The organism is Bacillus sp. FSL K6-2819, from assembly GCF_038008305.1.
Lineage (GTDB): Bacteria > Bacillota > Bacilli > Bacillales > Bacillaceae > Bacillus > Bacillus amyloliquefaciens.
Genome location: NZ_JBBOYV010000001.1, coordinates 3,508,541 through 3,523,088, shown reverse-complemented (window position 1 = coordinate 3,523,088; position 14,548 = coordinate 3,508,541). Strand labels below are relative to the sequence as shown.

The window sequence follows — 14,548 nt, the reverse complement described above, 5'->3', positions numbered from 1 at the left end:
TCGATATGGAGGTTATATGGGAGAATCTACAAGCATAAAGGAAATATTCGCAATACTGAGAAAGCGTCTGCTGTTTATACTTATCATTACCGCGGCGGCGGCTGCCGCAGGCGGACTCATCAGTTTCTTCGCTCTTACGCCGGTCTATGAAAACTCAACTCAAATTTTGGTCAGTCAATCCAAAAACAACCAAAAAGAAGTCCAATTCAATGACGTTCAAACCAACCTCCAATTAATCAACACGTATAATGTCATCATCAAAAGCCCGGTCATTCTCGACGAAGTAATTAAACAGCTGAAACTGTCAATGACTTCGAAAGAACTGGAATCGAAAATCACGGTATCCAGCGAGCAGGATTCACAAGTCGTGACAATCGCCGTGCGGGATACGGATGCAAAGCGGGCAGCCGTTATGGCAAATGCGGTTGCAGCCGTTTTTCAGGACAAGATCACAACCATCATGAATGTGGATAATGTCAGCATCCTTTCAAAGGCCGAAGCGGCGGACAGCCCGTCACCCGTAGAGCCTAACCGTAAGCTGAATATCGCGATTGCGTTTGCCGCCGGACTTTTGGGCGGGATCGGTCTCGCCTTTTTGCTGGAACATTTGGATAATACGATCAAATCGGAAGAACAGCTGGAATCGGTGCTCGGCATCCCGGTCTTGGGAACGGTTACTTCAATCATTACAAAAGACAGCCTCGCTAAAGGCTTGAGGATGGCAGAAACAAAACAAGCGGGAGGCGGACATGTTGACGCGTAAAAAAGACAAATTTGCAAAACGAAGCGTGATTACGATGTCAGAGCCGAAGTCCATCAACTCAGAGCAATATCGTACGATCCGCACAAACATTGAGTTTTCTTCCGTTGATACGGAGGTGAAGTCTCTTCTGATCACATCAGCCGGTCCGGAAGAAGGAAAATCGACTACCGCAGCCAATCTTGCCGTCGTATTTGCCCAGCAGGGGAAAAAAGTGCTTTTAATTGATGCGGATCTGCGCAAACCGACGGTTCATTTCACCTTCAAATTGGATAACGGCACCGGCTTAACATCGCTGCTGTTAAAACAGATTCCGTTTCAGAAAGCCGTTCTACCGGCTGATGAAGCCAATCTGGATATTTTAACGAGCGGGCCGATCCCGCCCAATCCGGCGGAGCTTTTATCGACGGATGCCATGAAGGATCTTCTGTCAGAAGCAACCGACGTTTATGATAAGGTGATTTTGGACACGCCTCCCGTATTGGCCGTAGCTGATACGAAAATATTAGGCAGCTATACTGACGGGGCCATTATGGTGATCTCAAGCGGGAAAACGGACAAGGAAAAAGCGGCCAAGGCGAAAGAAGCGCTCGATTACTGCCCGTGCAAGCTCCTTGGGGCCGTCATGAACGGGAAGAGACAAACGAAACACTCGGACTACGCTTATTATGGACAATAATGTCATAATGGGCGCGGTCCATTCTTTTTAAGGAGGGATTGTAATATGATAGATATCCATTGTCACATCCTTCCTTCCATAGACGACGGCGCTGCGGATGATACAGAAAGCCTCAAGATGGCGAGAGAAGCGGTCAGACAGGGGATTGATACGATCATCGCGACACCGCATCACATGAAATACCGCTATGACACTGACCGGCATACGGTCAAAGAAGCGGTCAGACTGTTAAACAAACGTTTGAATAAGGAAGGCATTCCGCTGACCGTTCTGCCCGGCCAGGAAATCAGAACAGACGGAGGTCTGCTGGCAGGTCTTCAAAACGGCTTGCTTGTCCCGCTCCATGATACAAAGTATGTGCTGGCGGAGTTTCCGGCGGATCATGTCCCGGCCTACGCTGAAAGGTTATTTTATGAATTGCAGCTGAACGGATATGTCCCCGTCATCGCCCATCCGGAGCGGAACAGAGAAATCCGCGAAAACCCATCCGTCCTTTACAGTCTCGTGAAGAAAGGCGCGGCTGCCCAAGTGACGGCCAGCTGCATTGCCGGGGCATTCGGGCGGAAAGCGAAGTCCTTTTCGCTGCAGCTTATTGAAGCGAATTTGATCCACTTTCTCGCATCTGACGCCCATAATCTCGGATCGAGAAATTTTTATTATCAGGAGGCGCTCGGCATTCTGAAAAAAGAAGCCGGGGCGGAGCTGATTTACATGCTTACGGAAAACGCGGCGCTTCTTGTTGAAAACAAAGCCGTTTATAAGGAACCTCCGCTGCCTGTGGCCCGCCGTAAGCGCTGGGGTCTTTTTTAATCGTCGTCTCCATCCCGTTTAAATGAGGCGTAAGCGGCTGTTTTGCAAGATGATCCTTTTATGCTTATGCTATTATCAGCGGCCGGCGCCGTTTTTTCCCTTCAAATCCGCAGGCTTCCGGCATTCTGCCGGCGCCGGGGTCATATGATAATAACGGTAAGCTGCCCAGCAGCAATTTCTAAACGGTTGGGGGAACACGATGAAAATAACAGTGATCGGAACAGGCTACGTCGGTCTTGTGACAGGAGTGTCTCTTTCAGAAATCGGCCATGACGTAACATGCATAGATATTGACGAACGTAAGGTTGAGCAGATGAGAAAGGGAATGTCCCCTATCTTTGAACCGGGTCTTGAAGATATGATGAAACGAAATATCGGCCGGTATCGGCTGGCCTTTGAAACGAGCTACGAAAAAGGGCTTGCGGAAGCAGACGTTATCTTTATAGCGGTTGGAACGCCGCAAAAAGAAGACGGGCATGCAAACCTTACTTATATTGAAAATGTCGCTGAAATGATTGCCGAACATATTTCAAAAGACGTGATCGTCGTGACAAAAAGCACGGTTCCCGTAGGAACGAATGACAGGATCAGCGAGGTTATTCATTCACGGCTGAAGGCGGACGTGAACATTTCGATCGCCTCGAATCCGGAATTTCTGCGTGAGGGTTCGGCGATTCACGATACCTTTCACGGCGACCGCATCGTGATCGGGACTGAAGACCGGCAAACGCGGGAAACGCTTGACCGGGTTTTCGCGCCGCTTGCCATTCCGGTTTATCATACGGATATCAGAAGCGCTGAGATGATCAAATATGCGTCAAACGCTTTTTTAGCGGCAAAAATCAGTTTTATTAATGAAATTTCTCATATATGCGAAAAAGTCGGTGCGGATGTGGAATCAGTCGCACACGGAATGGGATTGGATAAACGGATCGGCAATCAATTCTTAAGAGCCGGCATCGGCTACGGCGGATCCTGCTTTCCGAAGGATACAAACGCCCTCGTGCAGATCGCCGGACATGTGGAGCATGATTTTGAATTGCTGAAGTCCGTCATTAAAGTCAACAATAACCAGCAGTCTATGCTGGTTGATAAAGTGCTGAATCGTCTCGGCGGCGTCACGGGAAAAACCATAGCCTTATTAGGGCTGTCTTTTAAGCCGAATACGGATGATATGCGGGATGCGCCGTCCATTGTCATTGCGGATCGTCTGGCTGCTCTTGACGCCCGGATTACAGCGTACGATCCGATCGCTTCATTCCGGGCTTCCGAGCTGCTTCCGGATACGGTTTCTTACCGGGACTCCATAGAATCAGCCGTCAGAGGAGCGGATGCCGTCCTGATTTTGACAGACTGGGAACATATTAAGCATTTCCCGCTTGAAGCCTACAAAGAGCTGATGGAAACCCCGGTTATTTTCGACGGGAGAAACTGCCACCCGCTTGAGGAAGCCGAACAGGCGGGCGTGGAATATATCTCAATCGGAAGAAGAGCGGTCGTGCCTCAGACTGATTCTGTCACTTGAAAGGCCGGCAATCCGCGCCGGTCTTTTATTATGCAATTATTTAGAAACGAAGGGGGCATCAATCGTGGAAAAAACATGGCATTTGCCGAAACAAATGGAATCATCCCGCGGCCTGCTGGAAACGTCATCGAGGCCTTTTATCAAACTGCACGTCAAAAAAGCTGAAACGGGACGGTATGACAGTAAAATCGCCGGAGATCCCTATTATCCGAAACATGAGCCGTATCCTGAAGATGAAAGCGGCAGGCCGATGAAGCTCCTCGCCCAGATCAATTTTGCGGACATGCCCGGACTGCCTGATTTTCCGGATGCAGGTATTCTTCAGTTTTACATATCGGTCAGTGATGACGTATACGGTCTGAATTTTGACGACGGGTGCGCGCAAACGGGTTTCTGTGTCAAATATTTTGAGCGCGTGACAGAGCAAGAAACGGAGCTCATGGATGATTTTTCTTTCGTTCAGGCTGAGGATGAGTACAATTTTCCGATTCAATCCGAAGCGCTGATCACCCCTGAACTGTCTGCTGAATGGGTGCTCCCGTCTGATTTTCAATTCAGGCAGTATGCCGGGATGGATGCCTTCGACTATTTCGAGCAGTTTGACGACGAGGTGTATGACGAATATACGGCAAGCGCATTCGGCCATAAAATAGGCGGATATGCGTCCTTTACCCAGGAAGATCCGCGGTCTTATTCTCATCAGGACCATGCGATTCTGCTGCTGCAAATTGATTCAGACGATGACATTGATTCGATGTGGGGAGATGTCGGAATCGCCAATTTCTTTATCAGACCGGAAGACTTGAAGAAAAAAGATTTCTCAAATGTTTTGTACAACTGGGACTGCAGTTAACCGAACATTTTGATCATCATATACGGCAAAGGAGACGGTTAAATCTGTCTCCTTTTTTTAGGGAATTTATCATGGATATATAGAGGAGATCTGTGAACGGATATGCCGGGTATGTGAGTCTTTTGGCGTTAATGGTGAGCGCTTTGGCTGTTGAAAATAAGTCATTTAACCTATTTAAGCCGCTTTCTGTCTATTTTAAAATATAATATATGGAAATATAGTATGGAAAAGTCTGTGCTTTTTGTACGACTTTTTGCGTAAGACGAGGTGAAAACAGATGAGCCATTCAAGCACATTAAGCCATATTAACAGCACAATCAGCCATAAACTGGGCGAGATCGAACACCAAATTGAAAAATTAAAAGAAGCGAAGAGAGAGATAGAATCTCTGCAGGAAGAGGCCATGTCTGAAATCAAAGACATCCTCAGACCGCACTTGGATCATCATTGGACCGGCACTTTCGCTGAAGAATTTGATGACAAGCGCGATCAGGCCCATACAGAAGCATACAGAATCGTCACAGATAAATACGACGGGTATATGTATCGAATCGGCTTGAAGATGACACAGCTTGAAATTGAAAAAGGAGGGCTCCTTGCCGCCAGAAGCATCGCGAGAGAGGCAGAGCACCTGCTGACGCTTGGAGAAGAAGCCCTTGACGCAGTAGGAGACAAAATACAATCAATCAAAAGAAGCTGGAGTTGGTTTTAATGGAAATAAAACTCAAATACGGAGCCGTCATGAAGCAGCTTGAATCCGTCAGCAGCGCTTTGGAGGCTGTTTCTATCGGGAGCGCCGGTTCAAACGGAAAAAACAGACTCGACTATACCTCCAAGTATGAATCCCGCGAGGCAAAGCTTGTATCCATGATCAGCGAATATAAGCAAGCCGTTCATAAGAATATCGCGGACGTAAAAGACAACGTAGACTCCCTGAAAGAACAGGACGAGGCGATCGCCGTAAAATAACGAAAGAAAGGACTTGCCGATGAGCAAAGTGTTTGAATCACAATCGTTAACGGATGAAGCAGACAAGAGAAAGAAACAATACGAAGCTCTTGAAGAGCAGCTGCATGCGCTCAAACAATCCTTTCAAGGCATGGCTGATCTCGGCGATGCTTTGAAAGGGAAAGGCGCAGACAATATAAAGGATTTCTTTCAGGGGCAAGCGGAAATCGCCGACAGCTGGCTGACGCTTGTCTCTGCTCAAATTGCGTTTTTAAATGGCATTTCAGGTGACATAAAAGATCAAGAACTGAGTGATTCATATGTGGAGACTTCATTTTTGGAGCACGAGCTGGCTAACGCGGACTTGAAAGCTTCAGAGATTGTCTCCGCTCATAAACAAGAAATCGATTCGATTTTGTCAGGCATCAGCGATATTATTCATCTCGACTCGTATTCACTTGATGACTACGCAGATAAAATGGGCGATGCCCAGAAAACCAGACGTGACACGATCACGGCAGTCGATAAGCTTGATGAATCCCTGAGCACTGAATATCAAAACTTAGAATCACTGGACAACGCAGTGCTCAGCAAATATTCCGTACTCATGCAGGCCACCAGCAACGGAAAAAGCGCATCCCCTATGTACTATGACAAAAAAGCCTTCCACAGCAATGAAATCTACAAAAGCGTCATTGAAACAGAAAAACAGGGAACAGCATATATCGATGCGAAAGCCCAGCAAGCCGAAGCAAGACAGCTTCAGGAAAAGGCTGAAGAAGAAGCCAATAAACCATGGTACGAGAAAACATGGGATGGCATCTGCAACTTTACTGGAGAAGTCACTGGCTATTATGATTATAAAAGAGCAGCAGAAGGCGTTGATCCGGTTACCGGGGAAAAACTCTCCACCGCAGAACGCGTCACAGCAGGAGCAATGGCCGCCGCCGGATTCATACCGGTCGTCGGCTGGGCAGGCCGCGCCTTCAAAGGCGGAAAAGCCATTTACAAAACCGGAAAAACTGTCATTGCCGCAGAACATGCTTTAGACGCCTACAAAGCAGGCAAATCCTTAGACATTCTCAAAATGTCAGAAATGGGCGCATACGGCCTCGTTGCCTCAAACGGATTCTCAGAAGCGGTCACAGGCAAAGATATGTTTGGAAACAAAGTATCTGAGGAGAAGCGCAAGCAAGGGGCGCTGGAAGCGGCTTTGAGCTTGGTTGGAGCCGGGGCGATGGCGAAGCATGTCAACAAAGGCATACCGCTTGCAACCCATTCAAAAGTCCAAAAAGCAAACAAAACACTAGAAAAAGCAAAACAATTCAAAGTCCCGACAAATGTCCGCGTGTACGCAGAACGCCCGGTAACGACTGATGGATTCACGTTCGGATTCCCAACAGTCCGTATAGATGTGGAAACGGCTGCTGTTAAGGATCTTGGGATTGTGAAGATGGCGGCTAAATGGAATAATGACGGTAAATACGATCGAATTAGAGGCTATAAGGGCAGAGAACTTTCAAACTACGAAAATAAGTATTTAATTGATCCTAGGCTTGTAGTAGAGATGAATTTTAAGGGGAAGGGAAAATCTGGGACAAATGCGGCTGGCTGGGAGCGAAATGCGAAAAAGTTTTTTAACACGCTACTAAAAAGTAATCCTGAGTTTTGGAGTGCTGAAAATACTGCTAAGATTAAAAGAGGAAGAGTCCCAGTAGTTGATGAACAATTTATAAAACATTTTCCACAGTATGCAGATTATTTAAAAGACCCAATGAGACATCATCATATTGGGGAAGGAGGCCAGGCCGCAGCTCTACCTAAAAGCCTGCACCCTGGATATGGTGGTATTCATAATATTGAAAAAGAATGGGGAATTACTGGAGTAGACGATGAAATTGCGAATAGACTAGAAACATTCAGAAAAGAATCAGGAAGGTGACACGATGTTATTACCCGAAGAATTTAATCGAAGTTGGGATGTTAATAAAAATGGTCCGTTATTAACGTTTCCATATGATGATTTAGTAGAGACTCCTTTTTCGGAGGGATTTAAAAAATTTATTTCTTTAGGAGGTTTGCCTGAATCCCCTCCGCCATATTTAGATTTTACTTCCTTTCCAGCGTCATTTAAGCCAATTACAAGTATCTTTGATGTGTCGGAAGGGTTTCAAAAATATTGGTTGTTAGGTTCTACTGGTTCCGGAGATCCAATTTGTATTATAGAAAACAACGAGAGAATCGTTTATTTAGATAATGGTAATGAATATAAAGAAGTTTTTATTAACTCTTCAATAAATCAATTTGCAGAATGTATATTGCTTTTCTCAGAAATGATTGACAAGGCTATACACATAAATGGTGAGGATGCATTTATTGATAATGATATTCCGGAATATGTAATCGAATGGTTAAAAGAAGAACTCAAAAGAGTAGACTCAAATTGCACAAGAGAAGGAAGCTTTTGGGGTACTGAAATAGAAAATTTATATGAATAATGAAGAGCGCTATTACCTTACCGACTGATGTCTGCTTAGTTCCCATTAAAATGAAAACTAAGAGTCGAATTATCTACTTAAAAGGATGTTTTTTCTCTTAATATAGTTAATGTTGATGATCTAGTTTATCTCAACCTAGAGTATAAGTTAACTGATAGTCCAACTATAAATTGGAATACAATTTATTTTGAATATGAACAGCGCTAAAATAATGGGATAATGAAGAGAATTATCGTCTATATTTAAAAGAATATACTGATTATATTATCCCGTCTTCAGAATTAAAGAAGTTAGTTGAACATCAGGATTATGAAAGTACTATTCTAGAATTAAGGCCATCATTATATATAGACTTTAATCAAAAAATGCTTCTTTCGCTGTATCCTGAGTTATTACCTTTTGAAAATTATATTCCTGATCATTGGACAGGGATTCGTGAAGACTTTACTAGTTATATTTGTGAATAGGATAGATACTGGATTATTGATGATATTAATTATATAGACAAAATTTTTAATGAGAAAGAGAATAAAGGGAATGTCAAAAGATGATAGCTTGGTAATATTAAATGAAAATTTTAAAAAAGAGGGTAGTGAAGAAGAAATAGAAGGGTTAACAATAATGATTGATGGAGTTATAAAGCAGGTTTTTAATAAAATTAAATATGAAAGAAATTATAACAATAATAATGAAGTAATGAGAGATATCATATTTGAAGGTATTAATAGTATAGTTAAAAAATCTTAGGATATTATTAAAATACTATTCAGGATAAATGCTGCATTAAGTTTGATTTTCGAACCTTGATTGGCTGCTGAAGCCTTTCAAGGTTTTTTTATAGGTGAATTGTTGTTTTCTGTTTTATAAATTTTGAATAATTTGTTGGCTTTAGGCTGCGTTGCGGTTACTGGGGAAAAACTCTCAACCGCAGAACGCGTCACAGCAGGAGCGATGGACGCTGCCAGATTCATACCGGTCGTCGGCTGGGCAGGCCGTGCCTTCAGAAAAGGAGGTAAATAATTGTGAAATATGATTTTATTAACAGTTACAAAGAGAACACATTTTATCCAGTAAGTGAGAATGAAATTTTAGAAGTAGAAAATAAGTTAGGTTTAAGGCTACCTTATGATTTGAGACAGTTTCTTCTTGAGGTGGGTTACGGCTTTCTTAAAAAATCAGAATATAATATTAACCGCATTCTTGGACCTGCTTCAATCAGAGATGCAAGATTAAAAGTTAATGATTTTGAATTTTATCCAGATATTGAGGTTTATGAGGAACTTGAAGAAGATAAAGTGATTTTCTTTGAAGCAAATGAAAGTGCTTTGTTACTAATTGAATTAGGCAATGAACAAAATAATTCAATATATTATGATGATATAAAAATTGCAGATTCATTAGAAGAGTTTTTAATAGAACTTATGAAAAATGATAAATATTATCTCGATTTAATTGAGGATTAGGTAAATTAATGGACCTTGATTGGCTGTTGAAGTCATTCTAATTTTTTTAAAAAAATGTGTTTTCAATAAGAAAAACTAAAACGCTACAGAACAATTAACAGTGAAGTGACTTGCCGCATATACAGCCTTTCAACACGGGATTAACATTAGGAGATGCCTTGTTTACTGTTATAATTAGAATTGCTATAGTTAAAAACTTGCCGTGTTGTCATCGGCAAGTTTTTTTACGGATAGGATAACAATGTGGAGTACAGAAGGTGGCATAACAAGTAATGAATTTTGGGAAATATCATAATCTAGCAGAAGAGGTAATTGAATTTTCAAAAACCTTCAAACCTATAAAATCAGTTAATGTATCTAATTTTATTAAAATAATTAATGATCAAAAACAGGCTGAATACTTGGCTTATGAAGAAGTATATGGAGAAGACGAATATACATGGAAAGATATAAGGGAAATTGAGATGAGTGAAGTATGGGGGCGTTTTTACGAATTAGAAGATAATCAAAAGCCGGAAAATATAGACTCGTTATTAGATATTTTTTCTGAAAACATCAGAAGTGCTTCTACTGGATATAATGCCTTTTTTGAGGATATAGTAGCTGACCTAAACAATTGTGCTATTAATAGAGCAATTAATGGTAATACAAATAATTTTTTTGAAAAAGTTTTTGAAATTTATAAAGCGGGTTATTTTCCGTGTGGTTGGAATGGTGATTATCCTAACGGGACTTTTATCGCTATGAATAAAGATTAAGAGAGGTTTTCAAGAATCGTCAGTCTATAGACACCAAGGAATGGCATTTTTATTTCTCATTGTATACAGCCTTTCAACAGGAGATTAACATAAGTAGAAGCCTTGTTTACTGATATATTAGAATAGTTTAAACTTCTTACTGGAATGGAGGAGAATCAGGATGTACAGAGATCAAATTTCTCAATTGCAGCCACTAAAAATCTGTAATGGATGGTCTGTAATACTGAACAATTTAAACTCAGAAAAAAGAACGGAAGAAAAATATGAACTACTAGAACTACAAAATGAAAAACGTAATGCTGTTATTAAGGCAGTATATGAAAATGATCAATACCATGTCAAAGTAGCGGGCTTAAAAACAGATAAGATTTATGAAGAAAAATCTTTTCATGAAATAGAGCATTTATTAGAAGAGCTAGAATATCAGATCTGGAGTGTTGGCAGTGGGGTTTTAGAGGATTTGCAGCCTCTAAGTCAACAGGTTCCCAATTTCTTAAGGCTTAAGATACCGGCTGGCTGGACTGTTGATTATATTACATTAAAAGATACTGATCCTACGACTCTAGAGGCAAATGATGATGCTTGGTTATTTGACTTTAATCAAGATCTCCTCCAGGTTTCTCATAAGACAAAAAATTTACTGCTTGACGTAGGGTGGTACCCAGAAGGGGATCCAACCGGCAGTTATGGCATTGAACTTATAAAAAACGAAGATTGGGTAAATCCTATTGAGGATATTATGTGTAGTGAACTTAAAGATTTAATTACACAATTGGATCTTATTTTTATGAAAGAAATGAAAAATGAATATTAAATAAAAAAGCACCTGCCCAGGTGCTTTTCTTTATAAATGAGGGATCACAAGGCCTCCATACAAAAACGCCGCGATAATCAAAAATGCCGGGTGCATCTTGAATTTTGTCAAGGCAAGGAGGGAAATCCCCGCAATCACTATTGATTGAACCCAGCCGATCGCTTTGATGCCGTCTGCGCCGATTTGCCAGGTAAGAATGAGCATCATGACTGCAATGACAGGCTGGACGGACAGCGTCATGCCTTTGATGACGGGTGATTGGCGGAAGTGCTGAATGATGCGCAGCAGGACGATCAATGCAAGCGCCGACGGTACGACGGTTGCGATCAGCGCGATCAGAAAGCCGGGCCATCCGCCTGCACTGTAGCCCACATACGCGGCGATTTTGGTGGCGATCGGGCCCGGTAATGCGTTCGCAAGTGCGAGCATATTTGAGAATTGATCGTTTGTGAGCCAGCTGTATCTGTTGACGACTTCTTCAAACATCAGCGGGATAGACGCAGGCCCGCCGCCATATCCCAGCAGGTTTGCGATAAAAAACGCCATAAATATATAGATCATTATCATGGGGACGACATTCCTTTATCTTTTGAATGCTTATTTGTGATTTTGTTTTTCAATTTAAAATGAAACGCACCGTACGCTAAAAAAATGATAATGACAAGGCCGGGGTTGATCTGTAACGTTTGCAGACCGATAAAAGCGACGATGAAAAACAGGATGCCGGTGACCCAGCCGAAACCTTTCAGCGCTTTTTGTCCAAATTCGTATGCCATGATACCAAGCATTACCGCAATCACCGGTGTGACGGCACCGATCATGCCGGCAACAACCGCTGAATGGCTTAACACATTTACAGCGGTAAACAAGCCCGCCATAGCGAGACATGTAGGGAGAATGTGGGCGAGGGTTGCCGCGATTGCGCCTAACGTGCCTTTTAGCCTGAAGCCTAGATACGCAGCCATTTTAGTGGCGATCGGACCCGGCAGCGCATTTGCGATCGCTAATATTTCCCCGAATTCATCATCATCTATCCATTTGTATTTATTGACGGCTTCATGGCGGATGAGCGGGATCACGGACGGGCCGCCCCCGAATCCGAGTATGCCTGTCCGCACCATCGCCGCCGTAATGTCCCAATAGGGGTTTTTCATTGCCGTGTCCTCCTTACAGCTTCATGCCCGTTCTGCTTTTATACCGTTTGATCAGCATTTGGCAATCGACACTGACGACGCCTTTTTGCGTATAGAGCCGTTTTGTCAAAAACTCTTCCATCTCCTGATCATTTGCGAAAATGCCGTGCATATGCAGCTTGCTCGGGCCTGTCATATGATAAAGGCTTGTCACGGCGGGTTCCTGTTCAAGCTTTAATGCTGTTTCCTCCAAATACTGCGGCTCCACCTCCACATTAAAAAACACAGACACGTGACGTCCGATTTTCGCCGGGTTGATGACGGCGGTGAATTTTTCAATCACGCCGGCATCCAGTAAATGCTGGATGCGCTGCTGAACCGCCACTCGCGACAGATTAACCCGCTTTCCTAAGTCTGTATAGGAAATCCTCCCTTCCTCGTGCAGAATCGAGAGAATATGTTTATCCGTTTCATCAAGTACAAGATTCGGAATGCTGTACTCATGTTCCAATCAGTTTCACCTTCCTTCATTTGGCAGATACTATTGTATCATGAAATCTTACGGAATGAAGGAGAATTTTTCAATTATTTTCGATAAGTAATAGATTAAGATCATTTCTTTTCGGAAAGTAAATAGTGTGTGAGATTTTCTTCCAGTAAAGTAGATGCCCAGCGGTGCCGTTTTTTATAATTGAGAAAATTTGTAAAGGGGCTTGTCATGAATACTTCAACCATCGGAACGAAACAAATGGTCGTCAGTCCGCATTATCTTGCTTCTCAGGCGGGTGCCGGCATTCTCGAGAAGGGCGGCAACGCGTTTGATGCGGCGGTGGCGGTCAGCGCCTGCCTGGCAGTCGTGTATCCGCATATGACGGGGCTTGGCGGAGATTCATTTTGGCTTACATATCATCAAGAATCGGGCAGGATGAAAGCATATAACGGGAGCGGCCGTTCAGGAATGCAGGTGACGAGAGACTTGTATCGGGGCAGAGAAGCGATACCTCTGCGCGGGACAGAAAGCGCCATTACCGTTCCGGGAATGGCGGACAGCTGGGATGCCGTGCTTTCGGCGTACGGGCGTCTTTCTCTAGCTGAGGTGCTGAAGCCTGCCCTTGATTATGCGGCAAACGGATTTCCGGTATCAGCCGATCAGTGCGCCCACACAGAACGCAATCTCGCTCTTTTAGCTTCGATGCCGTATACCTCGTCCATTTTTACGAGAAACAAAAAATCGCCCATGCCCGGCGAGCGGTTTGTCCAAAAGGATCTGGCGGCCAGCTTGGAGCAGCTTGCCGAAAAAGGCAGGAGCGCTTTTTACGAAGGGGATATCGCTCAAAGCATCATATCATTTCTGCAAAACAACGGCGGGCATTTGACACTTGAAGATTTTAAAGCCCATCGCGGCGAGTGGTCGGACCCGGTATCCTCTGATTACCGCGGGTGCCGCATCTATCAGGCTCCGCCGAATTCACAGGGCTTTACAGGCTTAATGACGCTCAATATATTGGAAAACTATGATTTTACCCAGATTGAACACGGCTCCTTTGAATATTATCATCTGCTGATCGAGGCGCTGAAAAAGAGTTTTCAGCACCGGAATGAAGTGCTGACTGATCCCGCGTTTTCTCATATTCCGCTGGATCGACTGCTTGATAAACGGTATGCAAAGCAGCTGGCGGAAGAAATCGGTTACACGGCTGCGCCGGCGGTAAGCCGGCCGGTCGGAAGCGATACCGCTTACGCTGCCGTCGTCGATGCGGAAGGAAATGCCGTTTCCTTTATTCAGAGCCTTTATTTCGAGTTCGGGTCTGCCGTGACTGCGGGGGATACGGGCATTCTGCTGCAAAACCGCGGGTCATTTTTCTCACTGGATGAGTCTCATGTCAATACACTTGAACCGGGCAAGCGGACGTTCCACACACTCATGCCGGCGATGGCCTTTAAAGAAGGAAAGCCGCACATCCTATACGGAACCCAGGGAGGGGAAGGCCAGCCGCAAACGCAGACAGCGGTGATTACGCGCATCATTGATTACAAAATGGACCCGCAGCAGGCTGTCAGTGAGCCGCGCTGGGTCTGGGGACGGACATGGGGCGAGGAGTACGAAGGGTTGAGGGTCGAAAGCAGAATCAGCCCCGAAACGAGGGAAGCATTAAAGCAAAGCGGCCACCGCGTTGAGGCCGTTGGCGATTTTGACAAACTCATGGGACACGCAGCAGCGATCGTCATTGATGAAGAAGGCTTTCTCCAAGGCGGAACCGACCCGCGCGGAGACGGAGCGGCCGCAGGAGTATAGAGCATGACCCG

17 protein-coding genes and 1 pseudogene are annotated in these 14,548 nt (G+C 44.1%); 15 read left to right on the top strand and 3 right to left on the bottom strand.

Going from position 1 to position 14,548, the window contains the following annotated elements:
• Positions 1–16 precede the first annotated feature (16 nt).
• The 14 genes and pseudogenes from MHH91_RS18390 (at position 17) to MHH91_RS18325 (ending at position 11,108) form a co-directional block, all read left to right on the top strand.
• Positions 17–763 carry a YveK family protein gene (locus MHH91_RS18390; RefSeq protein ID WP_014471133.1) on the top strand — a complete coding sequence of 249 codons (747 nt, stop codon included), beginning with the start codon at positions 17–19 and terminating at the stop codon, positions 761–763.
• Complete coding sequence (locus MHH91_RS18385) at positions 750–1,439, top strand: CpsD/CapB family tyrosine-protein kinase (RefSeq protein WP_013353863.1); 690 nt, start codon at positions 750–752, stop codon at positions 1,437–1,439. Before MHH91_RS18390 ends, MHH91_RS18385 begins: the two co-directional genes overlap by 14 nt.
• Positions 1,440–1,484: 45 nt before the next feature.
• Positions 1,485–2,249: a tyrosine-protein phosphatase gene (locus MHH91_RS18380; RefSeq protein ID WP_014471131.1), complete on the top strand. Its 765-nt coding sequence runs from the start codon at positions 1,485–1,487 to the stop codon at positions 2,247–2,249.
• A gap of 199 nt (positions 2,250–2,448) precedes the next feature.
• Positions 2,449–3,774, top strand: coding sequence for a UDP-glucose dehydrogenase family protein (locus MHH91_RS18375; RefSeq protein WP_014471128.1), 1,326 nt, complete (start codon positions 2,449–2,451; stop codon positions 3,772–3,774).
• A 64-nt stretch (positions 3,775–3,838) separates the two neighbouring features.
• The gene (locus MHH91_RS18370) at positions 3,839–4,627 is read left to right on the top strand and encodes a YwqG family protein (protein WP_014471127.1); all 789 of its coding nucleotides are present in this window, start codon (positions 3,839–3,841) and stop codon (positions 4,625–4,627) included.
• 277 nt (positions 4,628–4,904) lie between these two features.
• Positions 4,905–5,339, top strand: coding sequence for a YwqH-like family protein (locus MHH91_RS18365; protein WP_014471126.1), 435 nt, complete (start codon positions 4,905–4,907; stop codon positions 5,337–5,339).
• Positions 5,339–5,596: a YwqI/YxiC family protein gene (locus MHH91_RS18360; protein ID WP_014471125.1), complete on the top strand. Its 258-nt coding sequence runs from the start codon at positions 5,339–5,341 to the stop codon at positions 5,594–5,596. Before MHH91_RS18365 ends, MHH91_RS18360 begins: the two co-directional genes overlap by 1 nt.
• A 19-nt stretch (positions 5,597–5,615) precedes the next feature.
• On the top strand, positions 5,616–7,517 hold the full coding sequence (locus tag MHH91_RS18355; RefSeq protein ID WP_014472326.1) for a T7SS effector LXG polymorphic toxin: 1,902 nt from the start codon (positions 5,616–5,618) through the stop codon (positions 7,515–7,517).
• Between the two features lie 4 nt (positions 7,518–7,521).
• On the top strand, positions 7,522–8,073 hold the full coding sequence (locus tag MHH91_RS18350) for an SUKH-4 family immunity protein (protein ID WP_013353856.1): 552 nt from the start codon (positions 7,522–7,524) through the stop codon (positions 8,071–8,073).
• Between the two features lie 537 nt (positions 8,074–8,610).
• Entirely contained in the window at positions 8,611–8,820 is a 210-nt protein-coding gene (locus MHH91_RS18345; RefSeq protein ID WP_014471123.1) for a hypothetical protein, read from the top strand.
• A gap of 144 nt (positions 8,821–8,964) precedes the next feature.
• A pseudogene (locus MHH91_RS18340) lies at positions 8,965–9,090 on the top strand (hypothetical protein); the annotation flags it as partial.
• Positions 9,091–9,095: 5 nt separating this feature from the next.
• Positions 9,096–9,536: an SMI1/KNR4 family protein gene (locus MHH91_RS18335; protein ID WP_013353854.1), complete on the top strand. Its 441-nt coding sequence runs from the start codon at positions 9,096–9,098 to the stop codon at positions 9,534–9,536.
• A 272-nt stretch (positions 9,537–9,808) separates the two neighbouring features.
• Entirely contained in the window at positions 9,809–10,294 is a 486-nt protein-coding gene (locus MHH91_RS18330) for a hypothetical protein (protein ID WP_013353853.1), read from the top strand.
• 160 nt (positions 10,295–10,454) lie between these two features.
• Positions 10,455–11,108, top strand: a complete 654-nt coding sequence (locus MHH91_RS18325) for a hypothetical protein (protein WP_013353852.1) — start codon at positions 10,455–10,457, stop codon at positions 11,106–11,108.
• A 30-nt stretch (positions 11,109–11,138) separates the two neighbouring features.
• On the opposite strand, the gene chrA is transcribed toward MHH91_RS18325, so the two are convergent.
• The 3 genes from chrA to MHH91_RS18310 are packed head-to-tail and all read right to left on the bottom strand — an operon-like array spanning position 11,139 to position 12,752.
• Positions 11,139–11,675 (bottom strand): chromate resistance efflux protein ChrA, encoded by a 537-nt coding sequence (chrA, locus tag MHH91_RS18320; RefSeq protein WP_041915591.1) that lies wholly within the window; start codon positions 11,673–11,675, stop codon positions 11,139–11,141.
• Complete coding sequence (locus MHH91_RS18315; RefSeq protein ID WP_013353850.1) at positions 11,672–12,262, bottom strand: chromate transporter; 591 nt, start codon at positions 12,260–12,262, stop codon at positions 11,672–11,674. Before MHH91_RS18315 ends, chrA begins: the two co-directional genes overlap by 4 nt.
• Positions 12,263–12,275: 13 nt before the next feature.
• Positions 12,276–12,752, bottom strand: a complete 477-nt coding sequence (locus MHH91_RS18310; protein ID WP_013353849.1) for an Lrp/AsnC family transcriptional regulator — start codon at positions 12,750–12,752, stop codon at positions 12,276–12,278.
• A gap of 207 nt (positions 12,753–12,959) precedes the next feature.
• On the opposite strand from MHH91_RS18310, the gene ggt reads away from it, so the two are divergent.
• Positions 12,960–14,537 carry a gamma-glutamyltransferase gene (gene ggt / locus MHH91_RS18305; protein WP_013353848.1) on the top strand — a complete coding sequence of 526 codons (1,578 nt, stop codon included), beginning with the start codon at positions 12,960–12,962 and terminating at the stop codon, positions 14,535–14,537.
• The last annotated feature ends 11 nt before the right edge of the window (positions 14,538–14,548 follow it).

Coding starts and splice junctions, on each gene's coding strand:
- MHH91_RS18390 (WP_014471133.1), top strand. CDS start 17: ATGGGAGAATCTACAAGCATAAAGGAAATATTCGCAATACTGAGAAAG.
- MHH91_RS18385 (WP_013353863.1), top strand. CDS start 750: ATGTTGACGCGTAAAAAAGACAAATTTGCAAAACGAAGCGTGATTACG.
- MHH91_RS18380 (WP_014471131.1), top strand. CDS start 1,485: ATGATAGATATCCATTGTCACATCCTTCCTTCCATAGACGACGGCGCT.
- MHH91_RS18375 (WP_014471128.1), top strand. CDS start 2,449: ATGAAAATAACAGTGATCGGAACAGGCTACGTCGGTCTTGTGACAGGA.
- MHH91_RS18365 (WP_014471126.1), top strand. CDS start 4,905: ATGAGCCATTCAAGCACATTAAGCCATATTAACAGCACAATCAGCCAT.
- MHH91_RS18360 (WP_014471125.1), top strand. CDS start 5,339: ATGGAAATAAAACTCAAATACGGAGCCGTCATGAAGCAGCTTGAATCC.
- MHH91_RS18355 (WP_014472326.1), top strand. CDS start 5,616: ATGAGCAAAGTGTTTGAATCACAATCGTTAACGGATGAAGCAGACAAG.
- MHH91_RS18350 (WP_013353856.1), top strand. CDS start 7,522: ATGTTATTACCCGAAGAATTTAATCGAAGTTGGGATGTTAATAAAAAT.
- MHH91_RS18345 (WP_014471123.1), top strand. CDS start 8,611: ATGTCAAAAGATGATAGCTTGGTAATATTAAATGAAAATTTTAAAAAA.
- MHH91_RS18330 (WP_013353853.1), top strand. CDS start 9,809: ATGAATTTTGGGAAATATCATAATCTAGCAGAAGAGGTAATTGAATTT.
- MHH91_RS18325 (WP_013353852.1), top strand. CDS start 10,455: ATGTACAGAGATCAAATTTCTCAATTGCAGCCACTAAAAATCTGTAAT.
- chrA (WP_041915591.1), bottom strand. CDS start 11,675: ATGATAATGATCTATATATTTATGGCGTTTTTTATCGCAAACCTGCTG.
- MHH91_RS18315 (WP_013353850.1), bottom strand. CDS start 12,262: ATGAAAAACCCCTATTGGGACATTACGGCGGCGATGGTGCGGACAGGC.
- ggt (WP_013353848.1), top strand. CDS start 12,960: ATGAATACTTCAACCATCGGAACGAAACAAATGGTCGTCAGTCCGCAT.